The organism is Pseudomonas sp. S30_BP2TU TE3576 (genome assembly GCF_050436025.1).
Taxonomy (GTDB): domain Bacteria; phylum Pseudomonadota; class Gammaproteobacteria; order Pseudomonadales; family Pseudomonadaceae; genus Aquipseudomonas.
Map to the genome: position 1 here is coordinate 3,289,852 of NZ_JBNDLK010000001.1, position 19,382 is coordinate 3,309,233.

18 protein-coding genes are annotated in these 19,382 nt (G+C 59.7%); 10 read left to right on the forward strand and 8 right to left on the reverse strand.

The features are described 5' to 3' along the window. Positions 1–23: 23 nt before the first annotated feature. The gene (locus tag ABIA48_RS14880) at positions 24–848 is read right to left on the reverse strand and encodes a peptidoglycan-binding protein (protein ID WP_429489600.1); all 825 of its coding nucleotides are present in this window, start codon (positions 846–848) and stop codon (positions 24–26) included. Between the two features lie 171 nt (positions 849–1,019). Between ABIA48_RS14880 and def the strand changes: the two genes are divergently transcribed. The 5 genes from def to ABIA48_RS14905 all read left to right on the forward strand — a co-directional run bounded on the left by def (position 1,020) and on the right by ABIA48_RS14905 (position 5,735). Next, positions 1,020–1,526 (forward strand): peptide deformylase, encoded by a 507-nt coding sequence (def, locus tag ABIA48_RS14885; protein WP_008002295.1) that lies wholly within the window; start codon positions 1,020–1,022, stop codon positions 1,524–1,526. A 69-nt stretch (positions 1,527–1,595) separates the two neighbouring features. Continuing rightward, on the forward strand, positions 1,596–2,555 hold the full coding sequence (gene fmt, locus ABIA48_RS14890; RefSeq protein WP_429489602.1) for a methionyl-tRNA formyltransferase: 960 nt from the start codon (positions 1,596–1,598) through the stop codon (positions 2,553–2,555). Next, entirely contained in the window at positions 2,552–3,862 is a 1,311-nt protein-coding gene (gene rsmB / locus ABIA48_RS14895) for a 16S rRNA (cytosine(967)-C(5))-methyltransferase RsmB (RefSeq protein ID WP_429489604.1), read from the forward strand. The genes fmt and rsmB overlap by 4 nt, the downstream gene beginning before the upstream one ends. 22 nt (positions 3,863–3,884) lie before the next feature. Beyond that, complete coding sequence (trkA, locus tag ABIA48_RS14900; RefSeq protein ID WP_007985091.1) at positions 3,885–5,261, forward strand: Trk system potassium transporter TrkA; 1,377 nt, start codon at positions 3,885–3,887, stop codon at positions 5,259–5,261. 159 nt (positions 5,262–5,420) lie between these two features. Further along, a complete protein-coding gene (locus tag ABIA48_RS14905; RefSeq protein WP_108231839.1) occupies positions 5,421–5,735 on the forward strand; it encodes a tetratricopeptide repeat protein in 315 nt (104 codons plus the stop codon). Here ABIA48_RS14905 and ABIA48_RS14910 read toward each other — a convergent pair whose 3' ends face one another. The 3 genes from ABIA48_RS14910 to ABIA48_RS14920 all read right to left on the reverse strand — a co-directional run bounded on the left by ABIA48_RS14910 (position 5,736) and on the right by ABIA48_RS14920 (position 7,532). Beyond that, the gene (locus ABIA48_RS14910) at positions 5,736–5,975 is read right to left on the reverse strand and encodes a PilZ domain-containing protein (protein ID WP_429489606.1); all 240 of its coding nucleotides are present in this window, start codon (positions 5,973–5,975) and stop codon (positions 5,736–5,738) included. It abuts the gene before it with no gap. Positions 5,976–6,046: 71 nt separating this feature from the next. Next, complete coding sequence (locus tag ABIA48_RS14915; RefSeq protein ID WP_277533262.1) at positions 6,047–6,934, reverse strand: lysophospholipid acyltransferase; 888 nt, start codon at positions 6,932–6,934, stop codon at positions 6,047–6,049. Positions 6,935–6,974: 40 nt separating this feature from the next. Continuing rightward, the gene (locus ABIA48_RS14920; RefSeq protein ID WP_429489609.1) at positions 6,975–7,532 is read right to left on the reverse strand and encodes a DNA-3-methyladenine glycosylase I; all 558 of its coding nucleotides are present in this window, start codon (positions 7,530–7,532) and stop codon (positions 6,975–6,977) included. Between the two features lie 81 nt (positions 7,533–7,613). Here ABIA48_RS14920 and glyQ point away from each other — a divergent pair, with 81 nt between their 5' ends. The 4 genes from glyQ (at position 7,614) to ABIA48_RS14940 (ending at position 12,038) form a co-directional block, all read left to right on the forward strand. Then, complete coding sequence (glyQ, locus tag ABIA48_RS14925; protein ID WP_003213601.1) at positions 7,614–8,567, forward strand: glycine--tRNA ligase subunit alpha; 954 nt, start codon at positions 7,614–7,616, stop codon at positions 8,565–8,567. Further along, positions 8,564–10,618, forward strand: coding sequence for a glycine--tRNA ligase subunit beta (gene glyS / locus ABIA48_RS14930; protein WP_310055343.1), 2,055 nt, complete (start codon positions 8,564–8,566; stop codon positions 10,616–10,618). The genes glyQ and glyS overlap by 4 nt, the downstream gene beginning before the upstream one ends. 4 nt (positions 10,619–10,622) lie before the next feature. After that, entirely contained in the window at positions 10,623–11,168 is a 546-nt protein-coding gene (gene gmhB, locus ABIA48_RS14935) for a D-glycero-beta-D-manno-heptose 1,7-bisphosphate 7-phosphatase (protein WP_277533257.1), read from the forward strand. A 90-nt stretch (positions 11,169–11,258) separates the two neighbouring features. After that, a complete protein-coding gene (locus tag ABIA48_RS14940; RefSeq protein ID WP_429489612.1) occupies positions 11,259–12,038 on the forward strand; it encodes a lysophospholipid acyltransferase family protein in 780 nt (259 codons plus the stop codon). A 203-nt stretch (positions 12,039–12,241) separates the two neighbouring features. Here the strand turns inward: ABIA48_RS14940 and ABIA48_RS14945 are convergent, their stop codons facing one another. Continuing rightward, the gene (locus ABIA48_RS14945; protein ID WP_429489614.1) at positions 12,242–13,774 is read right to left on the reverse strand and encodes a sensor histidine kinase; all 1,533 of its coding nucleotides are present in this window, start codon (positions 13,772–13,774) and stop codon (positions 12,242–12,244) included. A 169-nt stretch (positions 13,775–13,943) separates the two neighbouring features. On the opposite strand from ABIA48_RS14945, the gene ABIA48_RS14950 reads away from it, so the two are divergent. Beyond that, positions 13,944–14,660: a response regulator transcription factor gene (locus ABIA48_RS14950; protein WP_007985072.1), complete on the forward strand. Its 717-nt coding sequence runs from the start codon at positions 13,944–13,946 to the stop codon at positions 14,658–14,660. Between the two features lie 62 nt (positions 14,661–14,722). Here ABIA48_RS14950 and gyrB read toward each other — a convergent pair whose 3' ends face one another. From gyrB to dnaN, 3 genes are read right to left on the reverse strand one after another with little or no spacing between them, the layout of a single operon-like run. Further along, the gene (gyrB, locus tag ABIA48_RS14955; RefSeq protein WP_429489616.1) at positions 14,723–17,140 is read right to left on the reverse strand and encodes a DNA topoisomerase (ATP-hydrolyzing) subunit B; all 2,418 of its coding nucleotides are present in this window, start codon (positions 17,138–17,140) and stop codon (positions 14,723–14,725) included. Positions 17,141–17,145: 5 nt separating this feature from the next. Further along, on the reverse strand, positions 17,146–18,249 hold the full coding sequence (gene recF, locus ABIA48_RS14960) for a DNA replication/repair protein RecF (protein ID WP_007985068.1): 1,104 nt from the start codon (positions 18,247–18,249) through the stop codon (positions 17,146–17,148). A 20-nt stretch (positions 18,250–18,269) separates the two neighbouring features. After that, positions 18,270–19,373: a DNA polymerase III subunit beta gene (gene dnaN, locus ABIA48_RS14965; RefSeq protein ID WP_007969885.1), complete on the reverse strand. Its 1,104-nt coding sequence runs from the start codon at positions 19,371–19,373 to the stop codon at positions 18,270–18,272. Between the last annotated feature and the right edge of the window lie 9 nt (positions 19,374–19,382).

Here is a 19,382-nt window from a genome sequence, read left to right on the forward strand (position 1 = left end):
TGTTGGTAACTTGTGAAGCACACTCAGGGATTTCGCACCTTGTCCAAGACCGCCAGCGAGCGCGATGCATTGAGCACCAGCCCGTAGCTGAGTTTGTCGTAAGTACGGAAAACCAGCAGCAGACCGGCGCGCTCATCGGGAATTTTCAACGGCTGGCCGGTGATCCGGTCCCGCACGGTTTCGCCGGTTTTCATCACCGCCAGCAGATTGCCTTCGGCCAGACCGTCGCGCCGCCCCTTGTTCAGCGTGACCACGTCCAGTGCGCCGATCTGCGTCACCCCGCGCGGCACATCGATGATCAAGCCGTTGATCTCGGTGCCCGGCGTGCTGGGCGTGAAGGTCGAATTGATCGGGCGCTCTTCGCCGCTGAACAGGCGGTCGCCGAGGCGGACCTCCTGGGTCGTGCGTTGCAGCACCAGGGTGGCGACGTCGCCTTCGGTGGCCACGACCTCGCCGCCGCCGATGTCGTCGGCGTTAATCCCCAGGAACTCTTTGCTCTGCGGATCGGTGTAGACCTTGCCCTGACGGAAGATGCCGTACGCCGTTTGCGCCGGATCGAAATGGCCGCGGGCAAAGATCCGGTCACCCGCGCCGCTGAGTACGCGTTCGGCATCGCCAGCGACGATGTAGGGCGCCGTGTCGAAATCCTCGGCCTTGTCGACGATGCGGTTGCTCAGCAAAAAACTATTGATCGTTTTCAGCGCAATGTTCGGGATGGTCTCGATCACCGGGCTGCTGCGCACCTGAGGCGACAGCTTTATGGTGGGAATATCTTCCTTGAGCGGCACTTGCCCGTGGGCCAAACCGGCCGAGGCCAGGAGTAGCAGGGCGAGTAGTGATTTCCTCATGCGGTGAATCCCTTTATTATGTACGTTCGCGTGAAACGCCAGAGCCGTCAGTGGCTCGCTCCCGGCTTGCTTATGAAGAGAAGGGAGCTACGTTTTACAACGGTGGCCTGCATCTTCGGACTCGCCAGACCACCGGCCCGACCTTACTTCACACGTGCAGTCATCAAGCTTATGGCCATTTTGAACATCCTCGAATTTCCTGACCCGCGCCTGCGTACTATCGCCAAACCAGTGGCCGTAGTGGACGACGAAGTGCGTCAGTTGGTCGATGACATGTTTGAAACAATGTATGAAGCACCGGGCATCGGCCTCGCCGCGACCCAGGTCAACGTGCACAAACGTATCGTCGTGATGGACCTCTCCGAGGACCGCACCGAACCTCGAGTGTTCATCAACCCCGAGTTCGAACCGCTGACCGACGAGATGGGTCAGTATCAGGAAGGCTGCCTGTCGGTGCCAGGCTTCTACGAAAACGTCGATCGCCCGCAACGGGTCAAGGTCAAGGCGCTGGACCGCGACGGCCAACCTTACGAACTGATCGCCGAAGATTTGCTCGCGGTGTGCATCCAGCATGAATGCGACCACCTCAACGGCAAATTGTTCGTCGATTACCTGTCCACGCTCAAACGCGACCGCATCAAGAAGAAACTGGAAAAGCTTCATCGCCAGAACGCCTGATGCCCATCTTCAAAGGCTTGCTGCGGCAAGCCTTTTTCTTTTCAGATGCTTTGCAATAGAGAATCACCCATGACTGAGCCACTGCGCATTGTCTTTGCCGGCACCCCGGAATTCGCCGCCGAACACCTCAAGGCCCTGCTGAGCAGCCCTTACGAGATTGTCGCGGTCTACACCCAACCGGATCGTCCGGCCGGTCGCGGGCAAAAACTGATGCCGAGCCCGGTCAAGCAGCTGGCGCTGGAAAACAATATCCCGGTGCTGCAACCGCCGACCCTGCGCAACGAAGATGCTCAGGCTGAACTGGCCGCACTGAAGCCGGACTTGATGGTGGTGGTCGCCTACGGCCTGATCCTGCCGCAAGTGGTGCTGGACATTCCGCGCCTGGGTTGCATCAACAGTCACGCCTCGCTACTGCCGCGCTGGCGTGGTGCGGCACCGATCCAGCGTGCCGTGGAAGCGGGCGACGCCGAAAGCGGCGTGACCGTGATGCGCATGGAAGCCGGCCTCGACACCGGGCCGATGCTGCTCAAGGTCACCACCCCGATCAGCGCCGAAGACACCGGCGGCAGCCTTCACGACCGTCTGGCCGAAATGGGTCCACCGGCCGTGATCCAAGCGATTGCCGGCCTCGCCAATGGCACGCTGGAAGGCGAAGTGCAGGACGATAGTCTGGCCACCTACGCGCACAAATTGAACAAGGACGAAGCACGCATCGACTGGAATCGCCCGGCGATTGAGCTGGAGCGTCTGGTCCGTGCCTTCAACCCGTGGCCGATCACCCACAGCACCTTGAATGGCGAAGCACTGAAGGTGCTGGCCGCCAACCTCGCCGAAGGCAAAGGCGCCCCGGGTGAAATCCTCGGCGCCAGCAAGGACGGTCTGATCGTCGCTTGCGGTGAGCAGGCCCTGTGCCTGACCCGCCTGCAATTGCCCGGCGGCAAGGCGCTGAACTTCAGCGATCTGTTCAACAGCCGTCGCGAGAAATTCGCCACCGGCACTGTCCTCGGTCAAACGGCGGACGCTCAATGAATCCGCGTCTGGCCGCCGCCAAGGCACTCGCTGCCGTCCTGAACGGAAAAGCCTCGCTGAACAGTTCGCTGCCTACGCAGATGGACAAGGTCGAGGACCGTGATCGCGGCTTCACCCAGGACCTGGCGTTCGGCACCGCACGCTGGCAGCCACGCCTGTCAGCGCTGGCGGCCAAGCTGCTGCAGAAACCGTTCAAGGCCGCCGACGCCGATGTCGAGGCGCTGCTGCTGGTCGGCCTCTATCAGTTGCTCTACACCCGCGTCCCGGCCCATGCCGCCATTGGTGAAACCGTCGGTTGCGCCGACAAGCTGAAAAAGCCTTGGGCCAAGGCGTTGCTCAACGCTGTGTTACGCAACGCACAGCGCGAAAGCGCAACGATTTTCGCCGAACTGGAACGCGATCCAGTGGTGCGAACCGCCCACCCACGCTGGTTGCAGAAATCCCTGAAGGCGTTCTGGCCAGAGCAGTGGGAAGCCATCTGCGCCGCCAACAATGCACATCCGCCGATGATTTTGCGGGTCAATCGTCGCCACCACACCCGGGATGCCTACCTCGGTCTATTGACTGACGCGGGTATCGCCGCCACGCCGTGTGTCTACAGCCGCGACGGTATCGTGCTCGAAGCCGCCGCCGACGTGCGCAGCCTGCCGGGTTTCGCCGAGGGCTGGATCAGCGTGCAGGACGAAGCCGCGCAACTGGCAGCTGATCTGCTCGACCTGGCCCCCGGTCAACGGGTTTTGGACGCCTGCTGCGCACCGGGTGGCAAGACCTGCCATATTCTCGAAGCCGAGCCAAAACTGGCCGGCGTCGTGGCGGTAGACCTCGAAGCCAAGCGGCTGGTGCGGGTGCGGGAAAACCTCGAACGTCTGAAGCTGAACGCCGAACTGATTGCCGCCGACGGCCGCGACACTCAGGCGTGGTGGGACGGCAAGCCATTCCAGCGCATCCTGCTGGACGCGCCATGCTCGGCCACCGGCGTGATTCGTCGTCACCCGGACATCAAGCTGACTCGCCAACCCGACGACATCGCCGCGCTGGCGGTGCTGCAAGGCGAGCTACTCGACGCCATGTGGAACACGCTGGAAGTGGGCGGCATCCTGCTGTACGCCACCTGTTCCACGCTGCCGACCGAGAACACCGAAGTCATTGAAGCCTTCCTCGCCCGCACGCCGGGCGCCCGTGAGCTGGACCTCGCCACAGCGGCCGGCATCAAGCAGCCCCATGGTCGCCAGTTGTTGGCCCAGGAAGGCGGCCACGACGGGTTCTACTACGCCAAGCTGATCAAGATCGCCGCCGCTCGCGGTTAAATGGATTCAATGGAGTGACTGGATGAAAATCATCATCCTCGGAGCAGGGCAGGTCGGCGGTTCGCTGGCGGAACACCTGGCCAGCGAAGCCAACGACATCACCGTAGTCGACACCGATGGCGAACGCCTGCGCGACCTTGGCGACCGCCTGGACATCCGCACGGTGCAGGGTCGCGGTTCATTCCCGACCGTGTTGCGTCAGGCCGGGGCCGATGACGCCGACATGCTGGTCGCCGTGACCAACAGCGATGAAACCAACATGGTTGCCTGCCAGGTCGCCCACACGCTGTTCCACACACCGACAAAAATCGCCCGGGTGCGCGAAGCGGCGTACCTGACTCGCGAGGAGCAGTTGTTCCAGAACGAAGCGATTCCGGTGGACGTGCTGATCAGCCCCGAGCAGGTGGTCACCAACTACATCAAGCGCCTGATCCAGCATCCCGGTGCCTTGCAGGTGATCGACTTCGCCGAAGGCAAGGCGCAACTGGTGGCCGTGCGGGCTTATTACGGCGGGCCGCTGGTGGGCCAGCAACTGCGGCAGTTACGTGAACACATGCCGAACGTGGAAACCCGCGTCGCGGCGATTTTCCGTCGTGACCGGCCGATCCTGCCCCAGGGCGACACGGTGATCGAGGCCGACGACGAGGTATTTTTCATCGCTGCCAAAGCGAATATTCGCGCAGTGATGAGCGAAATGCGCCGTCTCGACGAGACTTACAAACGCATCGTCATTGCCGGTGGCGGGCAGATCGGCGAGCGCCTGGCCGAGGCCATCGAAAGCCGTTATCAGGTAAAGGTTATCGAGATGAATCCGGCACGCTGCCGCCATCTCTCGGACCACCTCGACAGCACCGTGGTGTTGCAGGGCAGCGCCTCGGACCGTGACCTGCTGCTGGAAGAAAACATTGCCGATGCGGACCTGTTCCTCGCCCTGACCAACGACGACGAAGCCAACATCATGTCGTCGCTGCTGGCCAAGCGCCTGGGTGCGAAGAAAGTGATGACCATCATCAACAACCCGGCCTACGTCGACCTGATCCAGGGCGGCGACATCGACATCGCCATCAGCCCGCAACTGGCGACCATCGGCACCTTGCTGGCCCACGTGCGCCGCGGCGACATCGTCAGCGTGCACTCACTGCGCCGGGGCGCAGCGGAAGCCATCGAGGCGATTGCCCATGGCGATGCGAAATCGAGCAAGGTGATCGGCAGAGCCATCGAGAACATCGGCCTGCCACCGGGCACCACCATCGGCGCGATCATCCGCGATGAAGAAGTGATCATCGCCCATGACGACACCGTGATCGAAACGGGCGACCATGTGATCCTGTTCCTTGTGGATAAAAAGCATATTCGCGATGTGGAGAAGTTGTTCCATGTGGGGTTGAGCTTCTTCTGATCCGGACTTTTCGTTGATCAGACTGGCCTCTTCGCGGGCAAGCCCGCTCCCACAGGAGTTTCGGTCGTACACCAGATGTATGTTCACTTCAATTACTGTGGGAGCGGGCTTGCCCGCGAAGGCAATCTCACAACCACCACATAAGCCAAGGCACAAAAGATGATCGAATCCCTGGAAAAAATGCTCGCCAAGGGTGTGGATAACGCTTTGCTGCGCTTCGGCCTGGGCAAGGGCTATCTGGATCTGGGGGAGAACGCCAAGGCTGTGGAGCATTTTCAGCGCTGCGTCGAATTCGATCCGAAGTATTCGGCGGCGTGGAAACTACTGGGCAAGGCCCATCTGGCGCTGGCGGACTTTGCGGCCGCGCGGCTGGCTTGGGAACAAGGCCTGGAAGCTGCTCGCGGCCATGGCGACAAGCAGGCAGAGAAGGAAATGACAGTGTTCCTGAAGAAGCTTGAGCGTCAGGCGCACTGATCAGAGATAACGCAAACCGATGCCCTCGGCATCCACCAGCACCACTTCCATGCGCACCCGCGGCGCGCCTGTGGGTAAGTCCTGCACCTGCCCGTAGACCACCGCGCCCCGGGGCAGCGCCGACAGGTGCGGATGCTTGACGTAAACGCCGGTGGTCGACAGGTTGCGCGTCTGGCCCAGGCAATCGCCAATGCTTTCGTGACTGATCTTGATGCGGAATGACTTGCGGTGTTCGGACATCTTTTTGCGCCCTGATGAACGGTTGTGGATAACCCCGAATCCAGGGTTATCCACAGATCATGCCATTTGAATCAATACCAACGCTCTTCACCCGGTGGACGCTTCTTGAAGCGCTTCATGCTCCACATGTATTGGCTCGGATACGCCCGAACATAGCGCTCGACCACCTGGCTCATGGCCGCGCAGGACTGCGCGGTATCGGTGCTGTACATGGCCTCGGGCGCAGCTTCCAGGATGACCTTGTAACCGGAACCGTCGGGCAAGCGCAGTGCATGCAGGAACACGCCGACCGCTTTGCCGCCGGCAAGCATGTTCGGAACGAATTTGCTGGTCAGTGCCTGGGTGGCGAAGAATGGCACGAAGATCCCGGCGGATTCGGCCGGTTCCGGGTCAGCGGGAATACCCACTGCACCACCTTTACGCACTTCCTTGATGACACTGAGGATGCCTTCCTTGGTGGAAGCAGCGACCTTGTTGCCCAACTGCACCCGCTGCTTTTGCAGCAACTCATCCACTGCCTTCAACTTCGGTGGACGATAGAAAATGATCGGTTTGCACTGGCTGCAATAGAAGTGGTTGAGCACTTCCCAGTTGCCCAGGTGGCTGGTGATGCCGACCACGCCTTTGCCGGAGGCGAGGGCGTCTTTCAACACATCGAGGCCTTCGACCTCGCGCACCAGGTCGATGGAACGCTGGGCCGGCCAGATCCACGCGCAGGCGCTTTCGGTGAGAGACTTGCCGATGTCTTTCAGGCTCTGGCCCACCAGACGCTCACGCTCGACGGGGTCCATCTCCGGAAAGCACTTGGACAGATTGATCCGTACCACGTCGCGGGAACGGTTCGGGGTTTTCCACATGACCCAGCCAATCGCCGAGCCCACAGCCTGCACCGCCCACCACGGAAGCAGGGCAAACAGCCGCAGAGCGCCTACCAGCAAGGCGCCTTTCAACTTATCCACAGTTCACTCCTGATCTTGTGCTGTGCGCGAGGCGGCCATTCTAACCGCCGTTCGCCAACTGCGCGTAGCGGTCGCAGTCCCGGGTGTGATCCATGACCATGCCCGAGGCCTGCATCAGCGCGTAGCAAATGGTCGGCCCGACGAACGTGAAGCCGGCTTTTTTCAGGCCTTTGCTCATTTCCACGGCGGTCGGCGTGACGGCCGGCACTTCGCTGCGATCCCTGAAATGATTGATCACAGGCGTGCCACCGACAAACGACCAGAGAAATTCCACCGGGTCCTCCAGCGCCAGCCAGGCCTGGGCATTGCGCCGGGCCGCATTGAGCTTGAGGCGATTGCGGATGATGCCCGGATCGAGCATCAATTCGTCGATTTCGGCATCGCTCATCTGCGCCACGCGCTGGACCTCAAAACCGAACATCACCTGACGATAATGCTCGCGTTTGCGCAGCACGGTGATCCAGGAAAGCCCGGCCTGGAACCCTTCGAGCAAAAGCAACTCGAACAATCCCTGCGCATCGCGTAGCGGCGTGCCCCACTCCTGATCGTGATAAGCCATGTACAGCGGATCTTCGGAACACCAAAAGCAGCGTGGCATAAGGCTCCAGGGGGCGTGCGCAGCAATGAATCGGGTATACTCCCGCTCTTTAAATCGCAGCCCAAGAAACAGGTGAATTTCGTGAGCCAGCCTACGCCAGCCGTGCGTACCTTCCAAGACTTGATCCTCGCCCTCCAGCAATACTGGGCCGAGCAAGGTTGTGTGGTACTTCAGCCCTACGATATGGAAGTAGGCGCCGGCACTTTCCACACAGCAACATTCCTGCGCGCCATCGGCCCGGAAACCTGGAACGCCGCCTACGTGCAGCCAAGCCGCCGTCCGACTGACGGCCGCTACGGCGAAAACCCGAACCGTCTGCAGCATTACTACCAGTTCCAGGTCGTCCTGAAGCCGAACCCGGACAACTTCCAGGAGCTGTACCTGGGCTCGCTCAAGCACGTGGGCCTGGACCCATTGGTGCACGACATCCGTTTCGTCGAAGACAACTGGGAATCGCCGACCCTCGGCGCCTGGGGTCTGGGCTGGGAAGTCTGGCTCAACGGCATGGAAGTGACCCAGTTCACCTACTTCCAGCAAGCGGGCGGCATCGAGTGCTACCCGGTAACCGGCGAGATCACCTATGGTCTTGAGCGTCTGGCCATGTACCTGCAAGGCGTGGACTCGGTCTACGACCTGGTCTGGGCTGATGGTCCGTTCGGCAAGGTGACCTACGGCGACGTGTTCCACCAGAACGAAGTGGAGCAGTCGACCTACAACTTCGAACACGCCAACGTCGAGAAGCTGTTCGAATTGTTCGATTTCTACGAAAGCGAAGCCAAGCGCCTGATCGAGCTCGACCAGCCGCTGCCGTTGCCGAGCTACGAAATGGTGTTGAAGGCCTCCCATACCTTCAACCTGCTGGATGCGCGCCGGGCAATCTCGGTGACTGCGCGTCAGCAATACATCCTGCGTGTACGCACCCTGGCGCGTTCCGTTGCGCAAGCCTACCTGCTGGCTCGCGCCAAGCTGGGCTTCCCGATGGCGACCCCGGACCTGCGTGATGAAGTACTGGCCAAGCTGGAGGCTGCACAATGAGTGCTCTGGATTTTCTGGTTGAACTGGGCACTGAAGAACTGCCACCCAAAGCCCTGAACACCCTGGCCGAGGCGTTCCTCGCCGGTATCGACAAGGGCCTGCAAGCTGCCGGCCTGAACTACGAAACTAAAACCGTTTATGCCGCCCCGCGCCGCCTGGCCGTGCTGATCACCGCACTGGCCACCCAGCAGCCGGATCGCAGCATCAACCTTGACGGCCCGCCACGTCAGGCCGCGTTCGATGCCGAAGGCAACCCGACCCAGGCAGCCCTGGGCTTCGCCAAGAAGTGCGGCGTCGAGCTGAGCGAAATCGATCAGAGCGGCCCGAAACTGCGCTACAGCCAAAGCATCGCCGGCAAGCCTACCGCGAGCCTGCTGCCGACCATCGTCGAAGATTCCCTGAACGACTTGCCGATCCCGAAACGCATGCGTTGGGGTGCGCGCAAGGAAGAGTTCGTGCGTCCGACCCAATGGCTGGTGATGCTGCTCGGTGACCAGGTCATCGATTGCACCATCCTCGCCCAGAAGGCCGGTCGCGATTCCCGTGGTCACCGCTTCCATCACCCGGAAAGCGTGCGCATCGGTTCGCCGTCCAGCTACCTGGCCGACCTGCGTGCCGCCTACGTTTTGGCCGACGCCAATGAGCGTCGCGACATCATCAGCAAGCGCACCGAAGAACTGGCCACCCGTCAGGAAGGCACGGCAATCGTTCCGCCGGCCCTGCTCGATGAAGTGACCGCGCTGGTTGAATGGCCGGTGCCGCTGGTGTGCTCGTTCGAGGAACGCTTCCTCGACGTGCCGCAAGAAGCCCTGATCACCACCATGCAGGACAACCAGAAGTATTTCTGCCTGCTGGACGCCGACGGCAAGTTGCTGCCACGTTTCATTACCGTGGCCAACATCGAAAGCAAAGACCCGCAGCAGATCATCGCCGGTAACGAGAAAGTCGTTCGCCCACGCCTGACCGACGCCGAGTTCTTCTTCAAGCAGGACAAGAAGCAGAAACTCGAAGACTTCAACCAGCGCCTGCAAAACGTGGTGTTCCAGGAAAAACTCGGCAGCGTCTACGACAAGGCCGAGCGCGTTTCCAGACTGGCCGCGTTCATCGCTCAGCGCATCGGCGGCAACGCTGCGTGGGCCGCTCGTGCAGGCCTGCTGTCGAAGTGCGACCTGGCGACCGAAATGGTCGGCGAGTTCCCGGAGATGCAAGGTGTCGCCGGTTACTACTACGCCCTCAACGATGGCGAGCCGGAAGACGTCGCCCTGGCCCTGAACGAGCAGTACATGCCGCGCGGTGCTGGCGCTGAACTGCCGTCCACCCTGACCGGTGCGGCCGTGGCCATTGCCGACAAACTGGACACCCTCGTGGGTATCTTCGGTATCGGCATGCTGCCAACCGGCAGCAAAGACCCGTATGCCCTGCGCCGTGCCGCACTGGGCGTGTTGCGCATCCTGATCGAGAAGCAACTGGACCTGGACCTGACCGACGCCGTGGCCTTCGCCGTGGATGCGTTCGGTGCCAAGGTCAAGGCTGCCGGCCTCAACGACTCGGTGCTGGAATTCATCTTCGACCGTCTGCGTGCCCGTTACGAAGACGAAGGCGTCGACGTCGCCACCTACCTGTCGGTACGTGCCCTGAAGCCAGGCTCGGCCCTGGACTTCGACCAGCGCGTGCAAGCGGTAGAGGCCTTCCGCAAATTGCCGGAAGCCGCTGCCCTGGCCGCGGTGAACAAGCGTGTATCGAACCTGCTGAGCAAACTCGAAGGTTCGGTGCCTACCGTCGTGGAAGCCAAGTACTTCGACAATGCCAACGAGTTCTCCCTGTACTCGGCGATCCAGCAGGCTGACCAGGCTGTACAGCCAATGGCCGCCTCGCGTCAGTACAGCGAATCGCTGGCACGCCTGGCTGCCTTGCGCGAGCCGGTGGATGCGTTCTTCGAAGCCGTGATGGTCAACGCGGAGGACGCAAAAGTCCGCGCCAACCGTTATGCGTTGCTGGCGCGTCTGCGTGGGTTGTTCCTCGGCGTCGCCGACATTTCACTGCTGGGTTGAGGGATTGCTGTTGAAACTGCTGATTCTCGATCGGGACGGAGTGATCAATTACGACTCCGACGCCTACATCAAGTCGGTGGAGGAGTGGATTCCACTCCCCGGTTCGATCGAAGCCATCGCGCAGTTGAGCAAGGCCGGCTGGACGGTAGCGGTCGCTACCAACCAGTCGGGCATCGCTCGCGGCTATTACGACCTCGCCACCCTGGACGCCATGCACGAGCGCTTGCGCGCGCTGGTGGCGGAGCAGGGCGGTGAAGTCGGCCTGATCGTCTACTGCCCGCACGGGCCGGACGAAGGCTGCGACTGCCGCAAGCCGAAACCCGGGATGCTGAAAACCATCGCCGCTCATTACAACGTGTCGCTGACCAATCTATGGTTCGTCGGCGACAGCCTTGGTGACCTGGAAGCCGCCAAAGCCGTCGATTCACAACCAGTTTTGGTAAAGACCGGGAAAGGCGAAAAGACTCAGGGCTTGACCCTTCCGGTAGGCACATTGATTTTTGACGATCTGGCGGCGATTGCCGCAGAACTTGTGCACAAATGCACTTAACCAAGTGTGCGCTTCTGAAATTCCTGGCATAGGATGATAGGGAAGTGCGCTTTACATAGGCGGGTATTTCCCGCAACGGTAAACGTCACCATGTCGATACTGCAGGCCATCAGAACCTTCCTCTTTTACCTGCTGCTGGGCACCAGCTCCTTGCTGTGGTGCAGCCTGAGCTTTTTTATCGCGCCGTTTCTGCCCTTCAAGGCACGTTATCGCTTTATCAACGTGTACTGGTGCCGCTGCGCCTTATGGCTGAGCAAAGTGTTTCTGGGTATCCGCTACGAAGTGAAGGGTGCCGAGAACGTACCTGAACAGCCTTGCGTCATTCAGTCGAACCACCAGAGCACATGGGAGACGTTCTTTCTCTCTGCCTACTTCTCGCCACTGAGCCAGGTGCTCAAACGTGAATTGCTCTATGTGCCGTTCTTCGGTTGGGCCATGGCCATGCTGCGACCGATCGCTATCGATCGCGACAACCCGAAAGCCGCACTCAAGCATGTCGCGAAGAAGGGCGATGAACTGCTCAAGGACAATGTCTGGGTGCTTATCTTCCCCGAAGGCACGCGTGTTCCTTTCGGCACCGTCGGAAAGTTCTCGCGCGGCGGCAGCGCATTGGCGGTCAACGCCGAATTGCCGGTGCTGCCGATTGCGCACAACGCCGGCAAATTCTGGCCGAAAACCGGTTGGGCGAAGAAGCAGGGCGTCATCACTGTGATCATCGGCGCACCGATGTATGCCGAAGGCACAGGGCCGCGAGCCATTGCTGAATTGAACGATCGGGTTCAGGCATGGAATGAGCAAATGCAACGGGAAATGGGCTCGCTGCCTCCGGCTCCGCAAGCGCCGGTTTCAAACGATCAGTTGGCTGTCTGAGATTCTGTGGATAACCTGTGTACCGTTTCATTGAAAAGCGTTGTTTTTTGTACGTAACTTTATGATTTTTTTACATATTTAATAAAATGATAAAAGCCATAAAAACGTGCATAAGTTTTTTTTGGACGTAAAAAAACCGGCCGATATAGCCGGTTTTTTTATGCCCGGAGCAATCGCTGACTGTCGACCTGGATCGATTGCTTTCAATCTATAAGCAGTGGAAATTGCAGCCTGAATGTCGTGCCAAAACCCACTTCGCTCCGACACTCGATTCGCCCGCCATGTCGATCCACAACGGCTTTGACCATCGACAAACCCAATCCCACCCCGTCGATGCCCTGGGCGGAAGAAAAGCGCCGGTACTGGCTGAACAATTCGGGTAACTCCTCAGGGGCGATGCCTTTACCCTGATCGATGAGCTCGCAGATCAGCCAGCCGCCGCTTTGACTGACGCGCAAACGGATGCGAGTGCCTGAAACACTGTACTTGATGGCATTTTCCAACAGGTTGAACAATGCCCGGGTCAACAGTGCCTGATCCGCCATGACCAGGCTTTCCTGTGCCTCTTCTTCCACTTGATGAACCAGTTCGATCTGTTTCAACTGCGCGATGGGCACCGCCTGATCGAACACATCCAGCACCAGCATCGCAAACAGGCTCGGCTGAAACTGATAAGCCTCGGACTCGGCCCTCGCCAGTTGGGCGAAGCCATCGGTCAGCTCCAGTGCCCGGCGCACCTGCCGTTCGATTTGATCGAAGAGTTGCAGATCACCACCCACCTGATGGCGATGCACATCGAGTAGCGCGAGGATGGCCGAGTGGGGCGCCCGTAGGTCATGGGACAGAAAACGCAACAGGACAGCGCGCTGCTCTTGCGCATCACGCTCGACACTCAGGTCCGTCAGGCTCCACAACCAGCCGACGTAGGTTTCCCCGTTTACCGGTAACAACTCGGCGCGCTCCAGTCGCAGGCTGCGTTCCTTGAGGTCGCGAAACTCCATCAGTGGCAGCGTCGACAAAGGCGACCCGCGCTCGCGAGTCAAATCCGGGTAGCCAAGCTGCACCAGGCGCTGAAGCACATCATCGCCGACCAATTCTCCGCCAAACAGGTCCCGGGCCTTACGGTTGCCCAGCAAAATCTGTCCGTGAGGATCGCTGATCATCGTGGCCACCGGCAGGTACTCCAGGCCGTCGGAGATGAACCGATGTGTATCGCGAGCCCGGCTCATGGCTTGTTCGAGGGCCATGATCTGCCTTTGCAGGCGATCGCCACCGGGAAACGGAACACGACGACGCTCCGGAAAAACCTTTGGCTCACTGTCCAGGCGCGCGAGCTCCCAACCGAAATAGGTCAGCACCACACTAAGGCGACGCCAGCTCCAGATCAGATAACCGAACAGCATGCCCAACGCCGCCGGTGTTGGCGACCACCATCTCTGCAGCTCCGCGAGGCCAGCGCTGATCAGCAACGTACAAGCGATGCCAGTCAATGTCAGCCAGAGCGCCAATCGCGGGCGCCACAGCAGCAGCCCGAGAACGCACGTCAGCAAGCCAATCGACAGCAACGCGCTCAAGCCTGGCGAGGCGTCATGCAGATTGACCTGAGCGCGGTAGGACAACAGCGCAGCCAGTGGCAACAGCACCAGGCTTATCCACAACCATTCACGCACCAATTGCCGAAACAACCGCTCAACCTGGCTTGGCTCGCGACTTTCAGGGTGGCGTAGGTTATCCATGGGAAACAGGGCAAGGTGGGATAAAGGGGTTCATAGATCGCCGGCTTGAGGACGTAGACCCCAAAAAGCATAGCGGAGGTCGACCAACGGCGAGCCGCTTACTTTCACTGTGCCGATTGAGCCGCTATCGTCGATAAAGAGCTGCCCAAGCGACAAGGAATCACCGTGTATGCGCGTTGCGATTCTGGACGATGAGCCCGCCGAACTGCGCCGGGTCGAACAAACCCTGCAACAGATGGCCGAAGCCGGGGAACAGCCGTGGTCGCTGCACAGCTTCGAACGCGCCGAAGACCTGTTGCACCAACTGCGTCGTGAAACCTTCGACCTGCTGATCCTCGACTGGCAATTGCCCGAGCTCACGGGTTTGTCATTGCTGCTATGGACCCGCCAACACATGGAAGCGCCGCCTGCGGCCATCATGCTCACCAGTCGCGATGGCGAGAGCGATATCGTTCAGGCCCTGAATGCCGGCGCCGACGACTACGTCAGCAAACCGTTCCGCCCCAATGAACTCAAAGCCCGTGTGGGCGCGGTACTGCGCCGACATGGCCAGCAGCGCACGGCTGCCGAAGGGTTGAGCTTCAATGATCTGGTATTCGACGACGCCGAACTGACCGTCACTCGCGACGGCAAACCAATCGTCATGACCGAACGCGAATACCGCCTGGCGCATTGCCTGTTCAGCAACCTCGGTCGACCGCTGTCGCGGGATTACCTGTACGAACGACTCTGGCCCCATGAAGAAATGTCGTCGTCACGACCGCTGGACACGCACATCTATCGCCTGCGCAACAAACTTGGGCTGACGGCGGATCGTGGTTGGCAATTGCTGACGATTTATGGGTATGGGTATCGGTTGGAGAGTGTCACATCGGCAAGCGAGTGAATCGCAGGCAATAAAAAAGGCCAATGCAAATGCATTGGCCTTTTCGTTGGCGCCGACCGGGATCAGAAGTCCAGGTTGGACACCGCCAGGGCGTTGCTTTCGATGAAGTCACGGCGAGGTTCGACCGCATCACCCATCAGAGTGTTGAAGATCTGGTCCGCGCCAATGGCGTCTTCGATGGTTACTTTGAGCATGCGGCGCGAGCCCGGGTCCATGGTGGTTTCCCACAGCTGATCCGGGTTCATCTCGCCCAGACCTTTGTATCGCTGGATGGTGTGGCGCTTGGTGCTTTCGGCCATCAACCACTCAAGGGCTTCCTTGAACTCGGTGACCGATTTACGGCGTTCGCCACGCTGGATGTACGCGCCGTCGTCCAGCAAGGTGCTCAGTTGAGCGCCCAGGGAAACCACGGTCTTGTAATCGTTGCTGCCGAAGAAGTCGCGGTTAAAGGTGACGTAGTTCGACAGGCCGTGGGAGATCAGTTCGACCTCTGGCAACCAGACGTTACGCTCACGGTCTTCACGCAGGCTGGCCTTGTAGACCAGACCCGACTTTTCGACGGTACGCAGACGCACTTCGTACTGGGCCAGCCAATCCTGCATCGCTGCGTGATCGGACAGTTGATCCATGCTGACCGCCGGCAGGTAGATGAAGTGCTCGGTCAGCTCCTGTGGGTACAGGCGCGACAGGCGCTTGAGGGTCTTCATTACCAGACGGAAGTCATTCACCAGACGTTCAAGGGCTTCGCCGGAGATACCCGGTGCTTCCTCGTTCAGGTGCAGGCTCGCATCTTCCAGGGCCGACTGCGTCATGTACTCTTCCATGGCGTCGTCGTCTTTGATGTATTGCTCTTGCTTGCCTTTCTTCACTTTGTACAGTGGCGGCTGAGCGATGTAGATGTAGCCACGCTCGATCAGCTCCGGCAACTGACGGAAGAAGAAGGTCAGCAGCAGGGTACGGATGTGCGAACCGTCGACGTCAGCATCGGTCATGATGATGATGTTGTGATAACGCAGCTTGTCGATGTTGTACTCTTCGCGACCGATGCCGCAACCCAGCGCGGTGATCAAGGTGCCCACTTCCTGGGAAGAGATCATCTTGTCGAAGCGTGCCTTCTCGACGTTCAGGATCTTGCCCTTGAGGGGCAGAATCGCCTGGGTCTTGCGGTTACGTCCCTGCTTGGCAGAGCCGCCCGCGGAGTCACCTTCCACGAGGTACAGTTCGGACAGGGCAGGGTCCTTTTCCTGGCAGTCGGCCAGTTTGCCCGGCAGGCCGGCGATATCCAGCGCGCCTTTGCGGCGAGTCATCTCGCGGGCTTTACGTGCTGCTTCACGGGCACGGGCTGCGTCGATCATCTTGCCGACGACCAGTTTGGCTTCGTTCGGGTTTTCCAGCAGGAAGTCGGAGAAGTACTTGCCCATTTCCTGTTCGACCGCGGTCTTCACTTCGGAAGAAACCAGCTTGTCTTTGGTCTGGGAGCTGAACTTCGGATCCGGCACCTTCACCGAAATGATCGCGGTCAGGCCTTCACGGGCATCGTCACCGGTGGTGGCGACTTTGTGCTTCTTCGCCAGGCCTTCTGCTTCGATGTAGGTGTTGAGGTTACGCGTCAGTGCGGAACGGAAACCCACCAGGTGAGTACCGCCGTCGCGCTGTGGAATGTTGTTGGTGAAGCACAACAGATTCTCGTTGAAGCTGTCGTTCCACTGCAGGGCGATTTCCACGCCGATGCCGTCTTCACGCTGGATGTTGAAGTGGAACACCTGGTTGACCGGAGTCTTGTTGGTGTTCAGGTATTCAACGAACGCACGCAGGCCGCCTTCGTACTTGAACAGCTCTTCCTTGCCGCTGCGCTCGTCCTTGAGGACGATGCCGACACCGGAGTTGAGGAAGGACAGTTCACGAATCCGCTTGGCCAGGATGTCCCAGCTGAAGTGGATGTTCTTGAAGGTTTCGCTGGAAGCCTTGAAGTGAATTTGGGTACCGGTGGTTTCGGAGTCGCCAACGATTTTCATCGGCTCTTGCGGAACACCGTGGACGTAAGTCTGTTCCCAGATCTTGCCGCTACGGCGCACAGTGAGAACAAGCTGTTCCGACAGGGCGTTAACGACCGACACACCCACACCGTGCAGACCACCGGAAACCTTGTAGGAGTTGTCGTCGAATTTACCGCCGGCGTGCAGCACGGTCATGATGACCTCGGCTGCCGAAACGCCTTCTTCTTTATGCACGTCTACCGGGATGCCACGGCCGTTGTCGCGAACGGTGATGGACTCATCCGGGTGGATGATGATGCTGATGTCGTCGCAGTAGCCGGCGAGCGCTTCGTCGATCGAGTTATCGACCACCTCGAAAACCATGTGGTGCAGACCGCTGCCATCGTCGGTGTCACCAATATACATACCGGGACGTTTGCGTACGGCATCCAGGCCTTTCAGCACTTTAATGCTCGTTGAGTCGTACGTATTTTCTTCGCTCAATGCCTTCACTCCCGATGGTCGTGGGTCTGGGTGATACGGCCCTGTTCCACGTGGAACAGAGCAACTGGCGTTTCCGTCTGCCAGCCTTCCCTCAATAATTCGTGATCTACACAGGTGATAAAGACCTGGCAGCGTAAGTCTTCCAACAAGCGGCAAAGGGCGCGACGGTGGTGCTCGTCCAGCTCGGACGGCAAGTCATCCACCAGATAAATACACTGACCGCGTCGAGCCTGACTGACCAAGTGCCCTTGGGCAATCCGCAATGCGCAAACCACCAACTTCTGCTGGCCACGGGACAAGATGTCCGCAGCGTTGTGCGCGCCAAGTCTGAGACGCAAATCAGCACGTTGTGGTCCGGCCTGGGTGTGCCCCATTTGCTGGTCCCGCTGCAAAGACCCGGCGAGCACAGCACTCAGTTCACGATCCTTGTCCCAGCCGCGGTAATAGCTGAGCGTCAAGCCTTCAAGCTCAACCAGATCGCTCAAGGTTTGTTCAAAGACTGGTTTCAAGGCTTTGATATAAGCGCGGCGGTATTCATCAATTTCAGCGCTGGCCTGGCACAGTTCCCTGTCCCAAACCGCTTGCGAAACGGCGTCAAGTGTACCATGCCGCAGCCAAGAGTTTCTCTGGCGCAGGGCCTTCTGCAAGCGCTGCCAAGTTGACATGAAGCGTGGTTCCACGTGGAACACGCCCCAGTCGAGAAACTGTCGGCGAATCTTCGGCGCACCTTCCAGCAATCGAAAACTGTCCGGATTGATTAGTTGCAGCGGCAAGATTTCGGCCAGTTGCGCAGCGCTGCGGGCATTCTGGCCATCGATACGGATCTGAAATTCGCCTTGGCGATCCCGCGAAATGCCCAAGGCGCTATGCCCACCCTCCGCCAGCTCAACCTGGCCAAAGACTGTGCACGCCAGTTGTTCGTATTGAATGACCGGCAACAGGCGTGTACTGCGAAACGAACGGGCAAGCCCCAGCAGATGGATGGCTTCCAGAACACTGGTTTTGCCGCTGCCGTTGGCGCCGTAAAGAATATTGATGCGGGGGGAAGGGGAGAAGGTCACCGGGTGCAGATTGCGCACCGCGGTGACCGAGACGCGACTTAAGGACATCTAGCTTCTGCTGAACATGATTACAGACGCATCGGCATGACAACGTAGGCCGAGTCATCGTTGTCCGATTCCTGCACCAGCGCACTGCTGTTGGAGTCGGACAGGATCAGGCGAACCTGCTCGGTGGTCATCACGCCCAGCACGTCGAGCAGGTAACTCACGTTGAAACCGATTTCCAGAGAGCCACCGTTGTATTCAACGCCCACTTCTTCTTCCGCTTCTTCCTGCTCCGGGTTGTTCGCCTGGATCTTCAGCTGACCGCTAGCCAGTTGCAGACGGATACCGCGGTACTTCTCGTTGGACAGAATCGCGGTACGGCTGAATGCTTCGCGCAGCGCCTGGCGATCACCCAGAACCAGCTTGTCGCCACCTTTAGGCAGAACACGCTCGTAGTCCGGGAATTTGCCGTCGACCAGTTTCGAGGTGAAGGTGAACTCACCGGTGGTGGCGCGGATGTGGTGCTGACCCAGCACGATGCTGACATTGCCGTCTGGCTCGGTGAGCAGGCGTGCCAGCTCAAGAATGCCTTTGCGCGGCACGATGACCTGGTGACGATCCGGTTGGCCGATATCGGCCTGCATCGAGCACATGGCCAGACGGTGACCGTCGGTGGCTACGGCGCGGATCACGCCAGCGGACACTTCCAGCAGCATGCCGTTGAGGTAGTAACGCACGTCCTGCTGGGCCATGGCGAAGCTGGTGCGTTCAATCAGACGACGCAGCTTGCTTTGCTCCAGGCTGCAGGTCAGCGAGCCCGGGCCTTCTTCCACGGTAGGGAAGTCGTTGGCCGGCAGTGTGGACAGGGTAAAGCGGCTACGGCCGGCTTTGACCACAAGCTTCTGCTCATCGACCTTGATGTCGATCAGCGCATCGTTCGGCAGGCTTTTGCAGATGTCCATCAGCTTGCGTGCCGGCACGGTGATGGAACCCGGATCTGCCGGCTCTTCGAGTTGAACACGACCAACCAGCTCGACTTCCAGGTCGGTACCGGTCAGCGACAATTGCTGGCCTTCGACAACCAGCAGCACGTTGGAGAGCACCGGCAAGGTCTGGCGGCGTTCGACGACGCCTGCGACCAGTTGCAGGGGTTTCAACAGGGCTTCGCGTTGAATGGTGAAATGCATGGTCTAGTC

Bases quoted from the DNA above. Each gene is read 5' to 3' on its own strand.
- ABIA48_RS14950 (WP_007985072.1), top strand. From the start codon at position 13,944: ATGCGCGTTGCGATTCTGGACGATGAGCCCGCCGAACTGCGCCGGGTC.
- ABIA48_RS14940 (WP_429489612.1), top strand. From the start codon at position 11,259: ATGTCGATACTGCAGGCCATCAGAACCTTCCTCTTTTACCTGCTGCTG.
- ABIA48_RS14910 (WP_429489606.1), bottom strand. From the start codon at position 5,975: ATGTCCGAACACCGCAAGTCATTCCGCATCAAGATCAGTCACGAAAGC.
- trkA (WP_007985091.1), top strand. From the start codon at position 3,885: ATGAAAATCATCATCCTCGGAGCAGGGCAGGTCGGCGGTTCGCTGGCG.
- dnaN (WP_007969885.1), bottom strand. From the start codon at position 19,373: ATGCATTTCACCATTCAACGCGAAGCCCTGTTGAAACCCCTGCAACTG.
- ABIA48_RS14945 (WP_429489614.1), bottom strand. From the start codon at position 13,774: ATGGATAACCTACGCCACCCTGAAAGTCGCGAGCCAAGCCAGGTTGAG.
- ABIA48_RS14920 (WP_429489609.1), bottom strand. From the start codon at position 7,532: ATGCCACGCTGCTTTTGGTGTTCCGAAGATCCGCTGTACATGGCTTAT.
- def (WP_008002295.1), top strand. From the start codon at position 1,020: ATGGCCATTTTGAACATCCTCGAATTTCCTGACCCGCGCCTGCGTACT.
- fmt (WP_429489602.1), top strand. From the start codon at position 1,596: ATGACTGAGCCACTGCGCATTGTCTTTGCCGGCACCCCGGAATTCGCC.
- ABIA48_RS14905 (WP_108231839.1), top strand. From the start codon at position 5,421: ATGATCGAATCCCTGGAAAAAATGCTCGCCAAGGGTGTGGATAACGCT.
- ABIA48_RS14880 (WP_429489600.1), bottom strand. From the start codon at position 848: ATGAGGAAATCACTACTCGCCCTGCTACTCCTGGCCTCGGCCGGTTTG.
- rsmB (WP_429489604.1), top strand. From the start codon at position 2,552: ATGAATCCGCGTCTGGCCGCCGCCAAGGCACTCGCTGCCGTCCTGAAC.
- glyS (WP_310055343.1), top strand. From the start codon at position 8,564: ATGAGTGCTCTGGATTTTCTGGTTGAACTGGGCACTGAAGAACTGCCA.
- recF (WP_007985068.1), bottom strand. From the start codon at position 18,249: ATGTCCTTAAGTCGCGTCTCGGTCACCGCGGTGCGCAATCTGCACCCG.